Source organism: Geothrix oryzisoli, assembly GCF_022808865.1.
Taxonomy (GTDB): domain Bacteria; phylum Acidobacteriota; class Holophagae; order Holophagales; family Holophagaceae; genus Geothrix; species Geothrix oryzisoli.
Genome location: NZ_JAKZLB010000004.1, coordinates 451,089 through 465,891, shown reverse-complemented (window position 1 = coordinate 465,891; position 14,803 = coordinate 451,089). Strand labels below are relative to the sequence as shown.

Genomic DNA, 14,803 nt, shown 5'->3' with positions numbered 1-14,803 from the left:
AGTGGCCACCCGGCCCCGGAGGCTCCATGCGCACGTCGAAACCCCATCCCGAGCTCGCCCCCAAGGGGTACCAGGGCTTCCTGCAGGTCGTCCGGCACCTTCATGGAAGCGGCCTGGACCATGGCCTCCTCCACCTCGTCGAAGTGCGGGCCTCCCAGCTCAACGGCTGCGCCTTCTGTCTGGACATGCACGCCACCGCGGCCCTCGAGGGCGGCGAGCCCCCGCGGCGCCTGAACCTCGTGGCCACCTGGCACGAGGCGCCCGTGTTCACACCCCGGGAGCGGGCCGCCCTGGCCTGGACCGAGGCGCTCACCGAACTCGGCCGGCACGAGGCGGACGACGCCCTCTACGCGGCCACCCGCGAGCACTTCACCGAGCAGGAGCTGGTGGACCTCACCTACGCCATCGCCCTCATCAACGCCTGGAACCGCCTGGGCGTGGGCCTGCAGCCGGATCTCCCCGGGGTGTCCGCATGAGCGCCGACCTGACCTACCGCCTGGACCGGATCCCCCCGGTGGAGGCCATCCGCGCCCTCTACGCGGCCGCGCCCCTCCGCCGGCCCATCCATGATCCCGAGCGCATCCGCCGCATGTTCGCGGACTCGAACGTGGTGATCTGCGCCTATGACGGGGATCGCCTCGTGGGCCTCCTGCGCGGCTGGACGGACTTCGTCTGGGATGGCTATGTCTGCGATCTCGCCGTGCATCCGGCCTTCCAGAAGGCGGGCGTGGGCCGCCAGCTGCTGGACCTGGCGCTGGGCCTGGGCGAGGGCATCCAGTGGGTGCTCCAGGCCGCGCCGCTGGCCCGGGACTACTACGTCCACGTGGGCTGGGAGAAGATCGAGAACGGCTGGAAGATGAACCGCGCGGGCTGGGTTCCCACCTCCTACGAGGCCTACCAGGCGGAACACGCGGACCTGGCGGCGAGGGCCTGATGACCGGCCCCGCCTCCCGCGCCCTCGACCGCTGGGCCCTCCGCTACGCGCGGTGGGCCCTGGGCGCGGCCTTCCTCTCGGGGATCGCCTCCCGGTTCGGGTGGTGGGGTCCGGGCCGGGGCTACGGCACCTTCGCCAACTTCATGAAGTACACCGCCCAGGTGAACAGCTTCATGCCCGCCCGCACCATCCCCTTCCTGGCCTGGGCGGCCACCGTCGCGGAAACCAGCCTGGGCCTGGCGCTGCTCCTGCCGCTGCGGGGCCGGGCGGCCCGGATCGCGGCTCTGGCCAGCGCGGGCCTCCTGGCCGTCTTCGGCCTCGCCATGGCGGTCTCCTTCGGCCCCAAGGAACCGCTCGACTACTCTGTCTTCTCCGCGTCCGCAGCGGCGCTGCTCCTGGCGCGCCGCCCTGAATCCGAGGCTCCATGAACGACCTGTCCCTCTACCTCGTGTCGGTGCTGATCTGGGGGTCCACCTGGATCGCCATCACCTTCCAGTACGGGCGGGTGGCGCCCGAGGTCTCCGTGGTCTACCGCTTCGCCCTCGCCGCCCTCCTGCTGGCGGCCTGGTGCCTCCTGCGGGGGTTGAAGCTGCGGTTCACGCGGCGGGAGCACGGCTGGCTGGCCCTCCAGGGCGCCCTGATGTTCGGGATCAACTACGTCTGCGTCTACCTCGCGGAGCAGCGGATCCCCTCGGGCCTCATGGCGGTGATCTTCTCCCTGCTGGCCATCCTCAACCTGCTCGGGGCGCGGGTCTTCTTCGGGACGCCGGTGGCGCGGAAGGCCCTCATGGGGGTGGCCCTGGGCATCATCGGGGTGGGATTGGTGTGCCTGCCGGGTGCGGGCTTCGGCGCCGGGTCCCTCCAGGCGGGGCTGGGGCTGGCCCTGGGCGGCACCGTGGCCGCCAGCCTCAGCAATCTGGTCTCCCAGCGCAACCAGCGGCACGGCATCCCGGTCATGCAGGGCAACGCGGTGAGCATGGCCTACGGCGCGGTCTTCGTGGCCCTCTACTGCGCGCTGGCGGGCCGGCCCTTCACCTTCGACGCCTCGCTCCACTACCTGGGGTCCCTGGCCTTCCTGGCCGTGTTCGGGTCGATCCTGGCCTTCGGCGCCTACCTCACGCTCGTGGGCCGCATCGGGGCCGGCCGGGCCGGCTACGCCATGGTCGCCATCCCCGTGGTGGCCCTGGCCCTTTCCACGGTCGTGGAGGGCCTCCGGTGGCACTGGGGCCTGGCCCTGGGCGCCGCGCTCTGCCTGGCGGGCAACCTCCTCGTGCTGCCCGGGGCCCGCCCCCGGTTGGCCCGGGCCTGAGCGACCGGCCGGGCCGATAGACTGGAGGGATGACGAACGCCGCGCCCATGCCCTGGGATCGCCCCGCCCCCGAGCGGGAGGGCCTGCCTTCGGCCTGGTCGCTGTTTCCGGAGGACTTGGCTACGCTCGGCTGCCCGGGCAGCGCCCTGGAGACCTTCAAGCGCCTGCACCGGCCCTGGACCTGGAGGGACGGCGCGCCGGACCTGGGTTCGGGCATCCGCCGCTGGCTGGAGGGCGTGGCGGACCTGCGCCTGCCTCGCCTCGCGGAGCGGCAGCCCTCGGCGGACGGTTCCACCAAGCTGGCCCTGGAGCTGACGGACGGCAAGCGCATCGAAGCCGTCCACATGCCGCGCAAGGTGCGGAACCCCCGCGTCACCTACTGCATCTCCAGCCAGGTGGGCTGCGCCATGGGCTGCACCTTCTGCGCCACGGGCAGCATGGGCATCCTGCGCAACCTCCAGCCCGGCGAGATCCTGGGCCAGGTGCTGACGCTCATGGCGGAGCTCGGGCCGGACCGCGGGCACGAGCTGACGCTCGTGTTCATGGGCATGGGCGAGCCCCTGCACAACCTCGACCACCTGCACCGCGCCATCCGGCTCATGTGCCACCCGGCGGGTCTGGGTCTGGGGAAGAACCGCATCACCGTGAGCACCTCGGGCCTGGTGAGCGGCATCGAGAAGCTGGCGAAGCTGGAGCCCCGGCCCCTGCTCGCCCTCAGCCTCAACGCCACCACGGACGCGGCGCGCAGCCGGACCATGCCCGTGAACCGCGTGTGGAACCTGGCGCGGCTGCGGAAGGCCCTGGACGACTGGGGCCCGAAGCGCGGCGAGAAGTTCTGCTTCGAGTACGTGCTCCTCGCCGGCGAGAACGACACCGAGGCCGACGCCCAGCGCCTGGCGGACTGGCTAGGCGACCTGCGCAGCGGCCACAACCTGAACCTCATCCCCATGAACGAGCACGCCGCCAGCGCCTTCCGCGAGCCCGGCGAGGACCGCGTGCAGCAGTTCGCCGAGTGGCTGAAGGCCCGCGGCTGCTTCGTCACCGTCCGCCGCAGCCGGGGCCGGGATGTGCAGGGCGCCTGCGGGCAGCTGGTGAAGGGCCGCTGAGCCGTCAGGTCAGGGCGTCTCCTCGGAGCGCCGGCGCAGCCGGAGCCACTGGAGCGCCCGGGGCACACTGAGCACCAGCAAGGCGGGGAGGCCGATCCACACCACCTCGGTGCCCAGGGAGAACAGCAGCCAGTCGAGGAGCTTCCCGGAGAGGGGGATCGGCGATACGAAGATGGGCTGCCAGACGCAGACGAACCGCGCCTCGGAGAAGGGCAGCAGGAAGGCCACGCCCGTCCCCCCGAAGGTGCAGGCGTCCAGCAGGCTGTGCGACAAGGCGGCGGAGAGCAGGCAGGCCCAGAGGCGGAGGCTCCGGAGCTGGGACCGGAACCCGAGGACCATGGCCACGGTCGCCAGGAGCAGCAGGGCGAGGAGGGAGTGGCTCATCCCGCGGTGGGCGAGGCTGGTGCCCCCGAGCCCGAGGAAGGCGGTGAACCAGTCCAGGTCCGGGGCCACGGCGCAGGCGGTCGCGAAGGCCAGGACCCGGCGGGGGGGCCGGCCCTGGTGGAAGGCTGCGCTGAGGGTGAGGCCGGCCAGGGCGTGGCCGAAGACTGAGGACATGGGGGGATCCGGGAGGTCGGGAACTGGCTGGAGGCCGTTCGGAGGGCGCCTGGCCGGACCCGCATCGGGTGGAGGTCCGCCGGCAGGCGCGCGGCGTTCCATGGTATCCGGCGCGGCGCGGGGCGGCCAGCGGGTGGTCACTCCTCGACGGCGAACACCACCTTGTCGTTCTTGAAGCGGGGCGGGGCGAGGAGGTCCACGGTGGCGGTCTGGCCATCGGTGCCGAGGGTCAGGCGGTAGTGCTCGCCCGCGGTGTAGGAGCCGGGGACGACAATCACCTTCCCGATGCGCTTCAGGCCCAGGTCCTGGGCCCGGATGGTGAGGGTGGTGCCGGTGCGGAGGTCCAGGTGCTGGGTGAACGCCGCATCCCGCCAGTTCGGGCCCGAGTGGTCGAGGCCGAACAAGGGGACCTCGATGATCCCTTCCGCCTCCAGCGCGGCCCGCACGCCGACCAGGTAGTGCAGGGAATTCAGCCGGGCCAGCTGGTCGGCGTTCTCCCAGCGGAGGCGGGCCTGCCCTTCGAGGAAACCCAGCCGCTCCGCCTGGATGCCGGAGATTTCGCGCTCGATCTGCCGCTTCTGGGTCTCCAGGACGCCGAGCTGCCTCTGGAGCCGCCGGCTGGTGGCCACCGCCGCGTCCCGCTGGCCGGGGAGGGGGTCCGGCTCCCGGCGCTCCAGGTCCCGGGGCGAGACCGCGGCTCCGCCCTGGGAGACCCAGGTGCCGTACTCGCCGCGGACGAAGAAGTGGTAGACCTCGAAGCCGGGCGCCAGACGCTCCGCCAGGGGCACCTGGGCGAGGGCCCGCCGGGCGGCCTCCTCCGAGAGGCCCCGGCCTTTGAGGAAGCGCAGCGCCAGCCCGTAGTGGCTGTCGTTCGCCTGGGTGATCTCCGGCGGGGGAAGGGCCGTCTTGAGCGTCATGAGGCGGTCGCTCAGCACCCGGAGTTCCGCCTCCTTGTCCAGGATCTCCTGGAGCAGGCCCCGGCGGGAACTGTCCCGCTCGGTGCGGAGCCGCGCCTCCAGGGCCCGCTTCTGCTCCGCCGTCAGCAGCATGGGGCTGGCGTCCAGGCGGAGGTTCCGGACGCCGACCAGGGCCAGCCGCCGGAACTGGGCGCTCCAGGCCTGCCGGAGCTGCCGCCCCGCCTCGTCGGCCTGGGCGGCCTGCTCGGTCAGGACGCGGATCTGCGGGTCCTCGCGCTGGCAACCCAGGAAGGCGGCCGCAGCGAGCCCCAGGAGGAGCGGGACGGAGCATCGGCGGCCAGCGCGGGCCATGAGCCTCCAGAACAGGATGGCCCGGGATGCCCGGGCCAAAGGTCGAGTGTACGCAGGGCGCGGGTCCCGGCCAAGGAAGAGCGGGATCCTGCCCGGCAGCCGGCCCTGGGATTTCCCTTTGCACCGCGGCCTCTCCGCCTGGGAACCTTGGTGCATGCGCATTCCGGTCCACCAGCTTCCCCACGGCCTCGGCCTCGACCTGCCCGCCGCGGCCACGGCCCATGCGGCGGGCATGGACCTGCGGGCGGCGATCCCGGCCGGGGACACGTGGGCGCTCGCCCCGGGGCAGCGGCGGCTGGTGCCCACGGGGCTGGTGCTGGCCATCCCCCAGGGCTTCGAAGGCCAGGTGCGTCCCCGGTCGGGGCTGGCCCTGCGCCACGGCCTCACGGTGCTGAACGCGCCCGGCACCATCGACGCCGACTACCGCGGCGAGGTGCAGGTGCTCCTCATCAACCATGGAGATGCACCGTTTGAACTGCGCCGGGGCGAGCGCATCGCCCAGCTCCTGGTGGCCCCGGTGGAGAGCTGGACCTGGGTTCCCGAGCCCAGCGTCGAGGCTCTGGGCGACACCGAGCGCGGCGGCGGCGGCTACGGCAGCACCGGGCGCTGAGGATCGAATCGCGCGACCTTCACTGGGCGTGGAGCCGCATCCCGAGGTCTGCCTCGATCCAAGGATTAGATGAAAACGGACATAAAGGTTGCTAATGTCTGTTCAGAACTGATTTTGCGCAGCCATATTCATAGAGATGTTGGCCCCAAGGGCTATTCGCAAATGGGGCGTTTTTTTGCGGGGAATTCATGAGACCACCTAGCTCATCCTGCGGAATCAGGAAATCACTGTTCAGCGGTCTGATGGCAAGTCTGCTGATCTTCTTGATGGCCGCCTGTGGCGGCGGTGGAAGCAATGGGTCCACGAACCACCCCCCGGTCGCTGCCACCGGCTCCATTCAAACCGTGTACAAGCGGTCCATCGTCACCTTGGATGGGAGTCCCAGTAGCGACCCGGACCAAGACTCCCTGACCTACGCATGGACCCAGACTGGAGGCCCTTCGGTGGTGCTCAATGGCGCCACAAGTGCCAAGCCCTCCTTCGTCGCCCCCTCTGTGTCGGGAACCCTGGCCTTCTCTCTGGTGGTGAATGACGGGAAGGTGGCCTCCTCCCCTGCGTTGTCCTCCGTCCTGGTACAGAATCGTCCGCCAGTGGCCGTCACCTCTGGTGATGCGACAGTCAAGGCGAACAGCGCCTGCGTTCTGGATGGATCCCTCAGCACAGACCCGGATGGAGACCCCGTGACGTGCAGCTGGGTCCAGACCAGCGGAACTGCCGTGAGTCTCCAGCCTCTGGGCGCGTCGAAGGCCACCTTTGTCGCTCCAGGCACAGTCGGGGTGTTGACCTTCCGCGCCCTGGCCAATGATGGTGAAACGAATTCCCAGCCCGTCACGGTCACCATCACGATCGAGATCTCCAGCAACGGCATGCCGATAGCGAACGCCGGGCCGAACCAGACCGTGGGGCGGCGCGCGCAGGTCACGCTGGCAGGGTCTGGGAGTGATCCAGACCTGGATCCCCTGTCCTACCACTGGGAGCAGACTGGAGGAACGGTCGTCAGCCTTCAGAACCCGAATGTCGCGAACCCGACCTTTTCGGCCCCGGCCATAGACGGCGATCTGCAGTTCGTCCTGTTCGTGAATGATGGCCAGGCAAACTCTCTTCCCAGCGCCGCCACGGTCCACGTGGTGGACCGCGCACCCACCATCACCAGTGTTGCCCTGGCCCCTTCAGCTCCGAAGCGGGGCGATGCCATCAGTGCGGTGGTCAAGGCCACGGATCCTGACGCCGATCCCCTCTCCTATGCCTACACCTGGAAGCGGAACGGAGTCGTTGTTCCCAGCGCCACCGAGGCGACCTATCCATTGGGCAACCAGGCCAAGAACGACGTGATTTCCCTCACCGTGACGGCCTCGGATGGAACTCTCTCAGCGACTTCCACAGCCCAAGTGACGATCGTGGATACCCCTGCGACCCTAAGCGTCTCGGCCCCCACGACGGCTTCGGTGGGGCAGACCGTCAGCTTCCCGGTGAGCGCAGTCGATGTGGACGGGGACGCGATAGGGGATCTCGAAATGGAGTTCGGGCCTGCCGGTTTCACCATTACGAAGGCAGGCCTCGTGACGTGGAGCCCCTCGGGCCCCATGTTCGACCAATCCATGGATTTCAACTGGGCCGTGCGGCTGAAGGCGGATCCGACCGCCAGGCTGACAGGCACGATCACGCTGAATGATCCCAACCGCAAGTACCCGCTCATGCGGACCAATCCGGGCGTTCCCCTCGGGAGCCATTGCCTCGACATCCAGGACTTCGATGGCAACGGATCGAAGGTGGCCCTGATCGGGAGCAATGTATCGCTCTACATCCTGGGCAAGGTCGGGACGGAGTACGTGCAGACCTGGGCCTACCCCTTCGATCCCGGACAGGGCTCGGTCATCAGCGCCGTGGCTTCGGGAGATGTCGATGGGGATGGACGCCGGGAAATCTTTTTCGCGTCCGGGAACCTAATTGTCCAGCTCGATGGCGTGAACCGCCGGGAGGCTGCCCGATTCGGCGGGGTGCTGTCCGATCTCGGTGGCCCCACCGCGTTGGTGACCTGGAAAGCCTTGAAATTTGCGGACGTCGACAAGGACGGCGTGGCTGAGTTGATCTGCCTTGGCAGCGAAGGCAGCTACGGAGGGACGGACTGGCTCTATGTCCTTGACGCCAGGACGCTGGCCCTGAAGTGGAAGACCAGCCAGCCCAGCATGGGATCGTCACTGGCCGTGGCCAACGTCGATTCCGATCCTGCCCTCGAGATCATCACCTCTGGCGGCTACGTGTTCGATGGAAGCACCCACGCCAACGAGTGGTACTACGGTGCGGGCTTCGGTTCCGTCGTGGATGCCGGCGATGTCGATGGCGACGGGGTGGCGGAGATCATCGGTCTTGTGGGCTGGTCTCCCGTCAGGGTCTACAGCGCCACGTTGAAGTCGCCCCTCTGGGAGATCAGTGGATTCGACTTCGACTCCATCAAGCTGGTCGACCTGGACGGCGACGGCAAGGCGGAGATCCTGGTCGGAGACGGCCAGTGGGGCAATGTGACGGTCTACCGCTATGATTCTCAGACCAAGGCCGGAGCGGTGGTCGCCCAGATCAATTCCCAAGATCACGGCGTGAGCGGCCTTGCCGCGGGTGATCTGGATGGAGACGGGAAGGCAGAGCTCATCTGGGGTACGGGCCTGAGCTCTTCGGGAGCCGATGTCCTCGTGGTCGCAGGCTGGAATCCCACACTCGCGGTGGAGTGGAAGGGCCCGAGTCCCCAGCTCGACGGCCCGTTCACGGGCGCTAAGCTTGCGACCACCGCCCCTGGGCAGACTCGCCTCATCTATGCCACACCCCAAACGGCAAGCGGGTACCAGGGCATGCGAGTCCTGGCGATGGACCCTGATACCGGCGCCATGAGCCAATCCACCGAAGTGGACAGCAACTGGTCCAGGGTTTCGGCCTGTGATGTCGGGGATGTGCTGGGAACTGGCCTCGACCAGGTGCTCTTGGGAACGGCCGCTTGGTACGACAACTACTTCACCGCGATCGATTTCGCGACCAGCATGAAAATGTGGTCCAGCATGAAACTCGGTTCTGCGGCGGCCATTGCTCACGCCGACCTCAATGCGGATGGTGTTTCCGATCTCGTGGGTATCACCACTGACGGCTATGTCTATGCCTGGGACGTGGCGCACCAGATCTCCATCTGGACCAGCACGGGGTTGGGAAGCGGGCGGGACGCCGCGGTGGCAGACCTGGATGGGGACGGGAAGCCCGAGATCATCGCCCTGGCTGGAAACCGGCTCGTGGTGTTCTCCAAGTCCGTGGCGGCGGGAACCTATCTGGAATCGGCCAGCTATGCCATCACGGGGAGCGACCTGCTGGTGGCGGATACGGATGGGGATGGTAAGCCGGAGATCTACGTCCTTGGCTATTCGACGAGCGGAGGCGCCCTGCGGGTTTACCGCTTCGATGCCAACCTGCAGGTGGCCGCATCGTTCCCGGCAGCTGGGGCACAGAGCCTGCACCTGGAGGAGTCGGACTTCGCCCGGAAGAACCTCCTTGTCTCCTTCGGAGGGAACTCCTACCCTCCTTCCTCCGCTAAACTCCTCGCCGTGGATCCGATGTCCGGTGCCACGATCTGGTCGTCTCCAGACCTGAAGGGGGGCATCCCCATCAACAGCCTTGGGTTTTGCGGTGCCACAGGCCAGCGGCGAATCTCGTTCGGCACGACCAAGGGGATGTACGTGACCCGCTAGACGCACAACAACCTGACCTGAGAGCGAGCCCTCCGGTTGATTCCGGAGGGCTCTCGTCTGGGGGACGGGGGCCCGCTCCCGATGCCCTCGACTTCAACCTTCAGGTCCTTCGGTTCGCCTGGTTCCCCTGGCACACGACGCGGAACAGCTATAGCATCGGTGTTCCGCTTTGGAGGTCCCATGCGACGCGCCGCCCTCGCCCTCTCCCTTGCCTCCCTCCCGCTGCTGGCCGGCCAGCCGATGACCTACTCGGACGGTCCCACCAAGCTGGCGGGCTACCTGGCCAAGCCCGCCGCGGTGAAGGGCAAGGTCCCCGGCGTCGTGGTCATCCACCAGTGGATGGGCCTCACGGACCACGAGCGCAAGGTGTCGGATGACCTGGCGAAGCTGGGTTTCGTGGCCCTGGCCGCGGACATCTATGGCGAGGGCGTGCGCCCCGCGAACACCGCCGAGGCGGGCAAGCTGGCAGGCCAGTACAAGGGCGACCGGGCCCTCTATCGGCGCCGCATCGCCGCGGCCCTCGCCGCGCTGAAGGCCCAGAAGGGCGTGGACGGGACCCGCGTGGCGGTGATCGGCTTCTGCTTCGGCGGCACGGGCGCCTTGGAAGCGGCTCGCGCCGGCCTTCCCGTGAAGGGCGTCGTGTCCTTCCATGGCGGCCTGGATGTGCCCGCGGACTTCAAGCCCGGCCCCATCGCGGCCAAGGTGCTGGTGTGCCACGGGGCGGATGATCCCTTCGTGCCCGCCAAGGATGTGGCCGCCTTCCAGGACGAGATGCGGGCCTCGAAGGCCGACTATGTGTTCGTGGCCTATGCCGGCGCCGTCCATGCCTTCACGCAGAAGGAGGCGGGCAACGACAACACGAAGGGCGCCGCCTACAACGAGGCCGCCCACCGCCGGAGCTGGCAGCACATGAAGGACTTCTTCAAGGAAATCTTCGGCAAGTAGCTCCTGGGACCTTGCTCAAGATAACCCTGTGGTCAACAATGGTCCGCCTCGGGACCTTTCGAGCCACAGGGTTGTCCCATGAAGTCGCTGTTCACGGTCTGGCCCCTCGACGAGCGGAGCAACCTCAACTGGCTCATGGGCCAGCCGGTGCCGCACAGCCATCCCTTCCACCAGGTGTTCTTCCTGACGAAGGGCACGGGCAGCCACTGGGTGGACGGCATCGAGACTCGCTTGGAGGCGCCCTGGGTCATGCTTATCGCCAAGGGGAAGAAACACCTCTTCCTGCCGGACGTGCCCGCGGAGGGCTGGATGTTCGACTTCGGCGAGGACTTCTTGGACGACGACGCCTCCTGGATCTTCTCGGATTTCCTGGCGGCGCCGAACCTGCCCCTGCACGATGACGCGCTGGTGCGCCAGGCGTCGGCCCTGGCCCGGCTCCTCTGGGACCTGGGCCAGGTGGCGCGGGAGGAGACGCGGCCGGCCATCCGGCACTTGCTGGCGGCCTTCCTGCACCTCTTCCAGGCCCGCATCCGGGAACAGGCGGCCCGGGCCCAGGCCCAGAGCAGTGCCGACTTCAAGCTCTTCCAGGCCTTCCTCCACCAGCTGGACAAGAGCTTCCAGGAGGAGAAGGAGGTGGAATTCTACGCACGGAAGCTCCGCTGCACCCCTCGCCGCCTGGGCACCGCCTGCAAGGCCGTGCTGGGCAAGACGCCGCAGACCCTGATCATCGAGCGCGTGATGCTGGAGGCCAAGCGACTGCTCCTGCATACCGACATGAGCGTGCAGCAGATCGCGTCCCTGCTGGGCTGCGAAGAGCACTCGAACTTCACCAAGGCCTTCCGCAAGGCCACGGGCGAGACGCCTTCGGCCTTCCGGCGCACCCGGCAGCTGGAGAGCGCGACCTGAAGGCGAGTCCAGGACGGGATTCACCAGAAATTGTCCGTTCCGTACCAGGCCGGACGGACGCGGGAGGTCTAAGCTTGCCTTGCCTCGGGAATTGAAAACCTAGAGGTCAACATATGGATTCAACCGTTGAAATGTTGCGACTAGGCAACAAAGAGGAGGTCTGTCTTGAAGCTCCGAACCCTCACCGCCGCCCTGGTCTGTGCCTGGCCCGCGCTCCTCGCCGCCCAGGCGAGCGAGACGCAGATCTACGGCACTTTCCTGCCCTTCGTGGACCACATCAGGACCAGCGGTGCCACGGCGCCGGGCCTGTCCCCCGCCACGGGCGGGGCCACGCAGGTGGCCGCCTCCGCCTATACCGGCGACGCGGGCAACCTGGCCGCCCGGAACCGCATGACCTCGGGCACGTCGAACCTGGGCTTCCGCGGGAGCTTCAAGGTCAGCGACGACCTGAAGATCATCTGGCAGATCGAGAGCGCCGTGAGTCCCGACGGCGACGCGCCCAACTCCCTCACCAGCCGCAACAGCTGCCTGGGCCTGGAAGGTCCCTGGGGCCGCGTGTTCTACGGCAACTGGGACACGCCCTACAAGTACCCGATCCTCTTCGTGGGCGCCCTGCGCGGCCTGAACCCCTTCGACAACGCGCTCACCGCGAACCCCGGCTTCAACGTGCCCGGTACCACCACCCAGAACGGCCGCGTCAACGGCAAGGCCGACGCCGCCTTCAACCGGCGGCAGGGCAACAGCATCCAGTACTGGAGCCCCGAGGTGAACGGCTTCTCGGGCCGCGTGGCCTACTCGGTGAACGAGGGCAAGACCACCGCCTCCGCCACCGTGCCTTCCATCAGCCCCGAGCTGTATTCCGCCCTCCTGTCCTACAAGCGCGGCGCCTTCACCCTCAGCTACGGCTACGAACAGCACAAGGACTACTTCGGCCTGGCCCAGCTCGGCGGCTCCCTGGGCGCGACGCCCACGAACGCCTCGTCCAGGGACGTGGCCCACGAGCTGGTGGGCAGCTACGCCTTCCCCACGGGTACCAAGATCTCCGCCATCGTGGAGCGCCTGGCCTACGACACCGACGACACCGTTGACGGGAAGGTCAACCACTACGAGCGCGACGCCTGGTATGTCCTGGTCCAGCAGCGCTGGGCGAAGCACCAGCTCTTCGGCGCCTACGGCAAGGCGGCCGCCGGCAGCGTCACCGTGGTGGGCGGTGGCCCCGCCACCACCAACGGGTTGGGCGGCGCGCAGTGGAGCGCGGGCTACAGCTACAGCCTCGCCAAGTCCGCGGATCTCTACGCCTCGGTCTATGGCATGACCAACGAGCGGTCCGCGAGCTACGCGCTGTTCCCGCCCGTGGGCATCGTGGCCCCGGGCGCCTCCACCACGGGCTTCGGCCTGGGCATCCTCTACACCTTCTGACCCTGGGGGGAACGGGCGGGATGGGCCCCTGGAAGCGGCCCGGCCCCTCCCGCCCGGCATTCCCGCGGGGCCGCTTCCATCCGAGGAGCAAGCCATGGGCAACCTGGGCATGACCGAGATCCTGACGATCGGCGGCGCGCTGCTGATCTTCTTCGGGCCGTCGCGCCTGCCCAGCCTGGGCAAGTCGCTGGGCCAGAGCATCCACGAATTCAAGAAGGCCGGGCGGGCGCTGACCGCCGAGGCCACGGACCGCGCCGAGTGAGCTGAGGGCGCGGCGATCCCCGCATCCGAGTGACAAGGAGACGACACATGAGCGATGAACCGAGAGAGGAAGGGCAGGGGCCGGACGCCTACACGCGCCGGGTGCTGGAGCAGGGCCTGTCACGCCGGAGCTTCCTGGGCCGGGCGGCGGGAGGCGCCGCCGCCGTGGGGCTCTTCGGCATGGGGGCTTCCCCGGCCCTGGCCGCGGCCGTCAAGGAACCCAAGGCGGAGGGCTTCGCCACCAGCACGGACGGCGGCGCCACGCTGACCTTCCTGCCCAAGCCGAAGCCCATCCGCGACCGCGAGATCTCAGAAACCCTGACCTTCGACGTGGTGGTGGTGGGTGCCGGCGCCTCGGGCGTGCCCGCGGCCCTGTCCGCCGCGGAGCACGGCGCCAAGGTGGCCGTGGTGCAGAAGGCGCCCTTCGCCCTGTCCCAGGGCAACACGGGTTCCGGCATCGACCTGGCCGCCAGCGAGAAGGCCGGCGTGGAAGCCCTGGTGGCGCGCCTCATCGCCGATAGCAACCACCGCTGCGACCCCAAGCTGATCCGCCAGTGGGCCTACCACTCCGGCGAGGCCGTGCGCTGGGTCATCGACCGCGCGAAGCAGGGCGGCGCGACGGTGGTGGACCAGGGCAGCCCGGCCCAGCGCGCCATTCTCAAGGTGAACGGCTACAGCATGGGCTACGTCACCTCCTTCTTCGGCCCGAAGCCCTACACCACCGGCGACGGCATGCGGGCCCTGGCCAAGACGGCCGAGAAGGCGGGCGTGAAGTTCTTCTTCCAGATGCCCGCCGTGCAGCTGGTGCAGGGCCGCTCGGGCGAGGTGCAGGGCGTCATCGCCCGGGGCCACGACGGCAAGTACCGCAAGTTCCTGGCGAAGAAGGGCGTCATCCTCGCCACCGGCGACTACCAGAACAACAGGGCCATGTCGGACTACTTCATCCCCGACGTGAAGCACCTGGAGCGCAAGCAGATGGACAGGACCGGGGACGGCTTCGCGCTGGCCTACTGGGCGGGCGGCGTCTTCGAGCCCATCGGGCACACCAAGATGCTCCACGACTTCGACGCGGGGCCGGCCTCCATGTGCGACATGCCCTTCCTGGCCGTGGACCGCAAGGGCCGCCGCTTCGTCAACGAGACGGTGGAGATGTCCTTGCTGAACAACTACCTGAAGGACGCGGAGAACGCCGGGCACTATTCGCAGGTCTTCGACGCCGACTACATGACCCAGGCGGCCACCTGGCCGGGCAAGCTGGTGCCGCCCGATGGGCTGAAGAACTACATGCCCGACGAGCCCGGCCCCAAGAAGGGGGTGTTCGAGTCCCAGGTCAACACCCACAAGGCCGGCACCCTGGAGGAGCTGGCCCGCAAGCTCGAGGTGGATCCCGCCACCTTGGTGGCCACGGTGAGGCGGTACAACGAGGTGGTGGCCTCCGGCAAGGACAGCGACTTCGGCAAGCCCGCGAGCTTCCTCGCGCCCATCCTGAAGGCCCCCTTCTACGGCATCCATCGCCGCGTGCGCGTGTCCGCCATCTGCTCCGGCATGCTGGTGGACGAGCACCACCAGGCCCTGAACGCGGACGGCAAGCCCATCAAGGGCCTCTTCCTCGTCGGCAACCTCGGCGGCGGCTTTTACGGCGGCGTGGACTACCCGCTCACGGTGTTCGGCCTCTCCCTGGGGCGCTGCTACACCTTCGGCTACCTGACGGGCCGCCACGTCGCGCGCCTTTGACCCCTGGACGACGCCCGAACGGAGACGA

The 14,803-nt window shown here is 68.5% G+C and carries 14 protein-coding genes; 12 read left to right on the top strand and 2 right to left on the bottom strand.

Going from position 1 to position 14,803, the window contains the following annotated elements:
* The first annotated feature begins 26 nt into the window (after positions 1 to 26).
* From MLE43_RS13295 to rlmN, 5 genes are read left to right on the top strand one after another with little or no spacing between them, the layout of a single operon-like run.
* Positions 27 to 476, top strand: a complete 450-nt coding sequence (locus MLE43_RS13295) for a carboxymuconolactone decarboxylase family protein (RefSeq protein WP_243304822.1) — start codon at positions 27 to 29, stop codon at positions 474 to 476.
* The gene (locus MLE43_RS13290; protein ID WP_243304820.1) at positions 473 to 934 is read left to right on the top strand and encodes a GNAT family N-acetyltransferase; all 462 of its coding nucleotides are present in this window, start codon (positions 473 to 475) and stop codon (positions 932 to 934) included. Before MLE43_RS13295 ends, MLE43_RS13290 begins: the two co-directional genes overlap by 4 nt.
* Positions 934 to 1,362 carry a hypothetical protein gene (locus MLE43_RS13285; protein ID WP_243304819.1) on the top strand — a complete coding sequence of 143 codons (429 nt, stop codon included), beginning with the start codon at positions 934 to 936 and terminating at the stop codon, positions 1,360 to 1,362. The genes MLE43_RS13290 and MLE43_RS13285 overlap by 1 nt, the downstream gene beginning before the upstream one ends.
* Positions 1,359 to 2,243 carry a DMT family transporter gene (locus MLE43_RS13280; RefSeq protein WP_243304817.1) on the top strand — a complete coding sequence of 295 codons (885 nt, stop codon included), beginning with the start codon at positions 1,359 to 1,361 and terminating at the stop codon, positions 2,241 to 2,243. The genes MLE43_RS13285 and MLE43_RS13280 overlap by 4 nt, the downstream gene beginning before the upstream one ends.
* A gap of 29 nt (positions 2,244 to 2,272) precedes the next feature.
* Positions 2,273 to 3,349, top strand: a complete 1,077-nt coding sequence (gene rlmN / locus MLE43_RS13275; protein WP_243304815.1) for a 23S rRNA (adenine(2503)-C(2))-methyltransferase RlmN — start codon at positions 2,273 to 2,275, stop codon at positions 3,347 to 3,349.
* A gap of 9 nt (positions 3,350 to 3,358) precedes the next feature.
* Here rlmN and MLE43_RS13270 read toward each other — a convergent pair whose 3' ends face one another.
* Positions 3,359 to 3,907 carry a metal-dependent hydrolase gene (locus tag MLE43_RS13270; RefSeq protein ID WP_243304813.1) on the bottom strand — a complete coding sequence of 183 codons (549 nt, stop codon included), beginning with the start codon at positions 3,905 to 3,907 and terminating at the stop codon, positions 3,359 to 3,361.
* Positions 3,908 to 4,044: 137 nt separating this feature from the next.
* Entirely contained in the window at positions 4,045 to 5,175 is a 1,131-nt protein-coding gene (locus MLE43_RS13265) for a hypothetical protein (protein WP_243304811.1), read from the bottom strand.
* Positions 5,176 to 5,329: 154 nt separating this feature from the next.
* On the opposite strand from MLE43_RS13265, the gene dut reads away from it, so the two are divergent.
* The 7 genes from dut to MLE43_RS13230 all read left to right on the top strand — a co-directional run bounded on the left by dut (position 5,330) and on the right by MLE43_RS13230 (position 14,775).
* Positions 5,330 to 5,785: a dUTP diphosphatase gene (dut, locus tag MLE43_RS13260; protein WP_243304808.1), complete on the top strand. Its 456-nt coding sequence runs from the start codon at positions 5,330 to 5,332 to the stop codon at positions 5,783 to 5,785.
* A gap of 188 nt (positions 5,786 to 5,973) precedes the next feature.
* On the top strand, positions 5,974 to 9,510 hold the full coding sequence (locus MLE43_RS15010; RefSeq protein WP_420843203.1) for a PKD domain-containing protein: 3,537 nt from the start codon (positions 5,974 to 5,976) through the stop codon (positions 9,508 to 9,510).
* Between the two features lie 180 nt (positions 9,511 to 9,690).
* On the top strand, positions 9,691 to 10,455 hold the full coding sequence (locus MLE43_RS13250; RefSeq protein WP_243304804.1) for a dienelactone hydrolase family protein: 765 nt from the start codon (positions 9,691 to 9,693) through the stop codon (positions 10,453 to 10,455).
* Between the two features lie 78 nt (positions 10,456 to 10,533).
* Positions 10,534 to 11,361, top strand: coding sequence for a helix-turn-helix domain-containing protein (locus tag MLE43_RS13245; protein WP_243304802.1), 828 nt, complete (start codon positions 10,534 to 10,536; stop codon positions 11,359 to 11,361).
* A gap of 165 nt (positions 11,362 to 11,526) precedes the next feature.
* Positions 11,527 to 12,780: a porin gene (locus MLE43_RS13240; RefSeq protein WP_243304800.1), complete on the top strand. Its 1,254-nt coding sequence runs from the start codon at positions 11,527 to 11,529 to the stop codon at positions 12,778 to 12,780.
* A gap of 94 nt (positions 12,781 to 12,874) precedes the next feature.
* On the top strand, positions 12,875 to 13,042 hold the full coding sequence (locus tag MLE43_RS13235) for a twin-arginine translocase TatA/TatE family subunit (protein ID WP_243294860.1): 168 nt from the start codon (positions 12,875 to 12,877) through the stop codon (positions 13,040 to 13,042).
* Between the two features lie 47 nt (positions 13,043 to 13,089).
* Entirely contained in the window at positions 13,090 to 14,775 is a 1,686-nt protein-coding gene (locus MLE43_RS13230; RefSeq protein WP_243304798.1) for an FAD-dependent oxidoreductase, read from the top strand.
* Positions 14,776 to 14,803: the final 28 nt, after the last annotated feature.

What these genes read in the sequence shown, in the direction of transcription:
- MLE43_RS13270 (WP_243304813.1), bottom strand. Translation starts at nt 3,907, where the DNA reads ATGTCCTCAGTCTTCGGCCACGCCCTGGCCGGCCTCACCCTCAGCGCA.
- MLE43_RS13295 (WP_243304822.1), top strand. Translation starts at nt 27, where the DNA reads ATGCGCACGTCGAAACCCCATCCCGAGCTCGCCCCCAAGGGGTACCAG.
- MLE43_RS13290 (WP_243304820.1), top strand. Translation starts at nt 473, where the DNA reads ATGAGCGCCGACCTGACCTACCGCCTGGACCGGATCCCCCCGGTGGAG.
- MLE43_RS13280 (WP_243304817.1), top strand. Translation starts at nt 1,359, where the DNA reads ATGAACGACCTGTCCCTCTACCTCGTGTCGGTGCTGATCTGGGGGTCC.
- MLE43_RS15010 (WP_420843203.1), top strand. Translation starts at nt 5,974, where the DNA reads ATGAGACCACCTAGCTCATCCTGCGGAATCAGGAAATCACTGTTCAGC.
- MLE43_RS13245 (WP_243304802.1), top strand. Translation starts at nt 10,534, where the DNA reads ATGAAGTCGCTGTTCACGGTCTGGCCCCTCGACGAGCGGAGCAACCTC.
- MLE43_RS13230 (WP_243304798.1), top strand. Translation starts at nt 13,090, where the DNA reads ATGAGCGATGAACCGAGAGAGGAAGGGCAGGGGCCGGACGCCTACACG.
- MLE43_RS13285 (WP_243304819.1), top strand. Translation starts at nt 934, where the DNA reads ATGACCGGCCCCGCCTCCCGCGCCCTCGACCGCTGGGCCCTCCGCTAC.
- MLE43_RS13265 (WP_243304811.1), bottom strand. Translation starts at nt 5,175, where the DNA reads ATGGCCCGCGCTGGCCGCCGATGCTCCGTCCCGCTCCTCCTGGGGCTC.
- rlmN (WP_243304815.1), top strand. Translation starts at nt 2,273, where the DNA reads ATGACGAACGCCGCGCCCATGCCCTGGGATCGCCCCGCCCCCGAGCGG.
- MLE43_RS13250 (WP_243304804.1), top strand. Translation starts at nt 9,691, where the DNA reads ATGCGACGCGCCGCCCTCGCCCTCTCCCTTGCCTCCCTCCCGCTGCTG.
- dut (WP_243304808.1), top strand. Translation starts at nt 5,330, where the DNA reads ATGCGCATTCCGGTCCACCAGCTTCCCCACGGCCTCGGCCTCGACCTG.
- MLE43_RS13235 (WP_243294860.1), top strand. Translation starts at nt 12,875, where the DNA reads ATGGGCAACCTGGGCATGACCGAGATCCTGACGATCGGCGGCGCGCTG.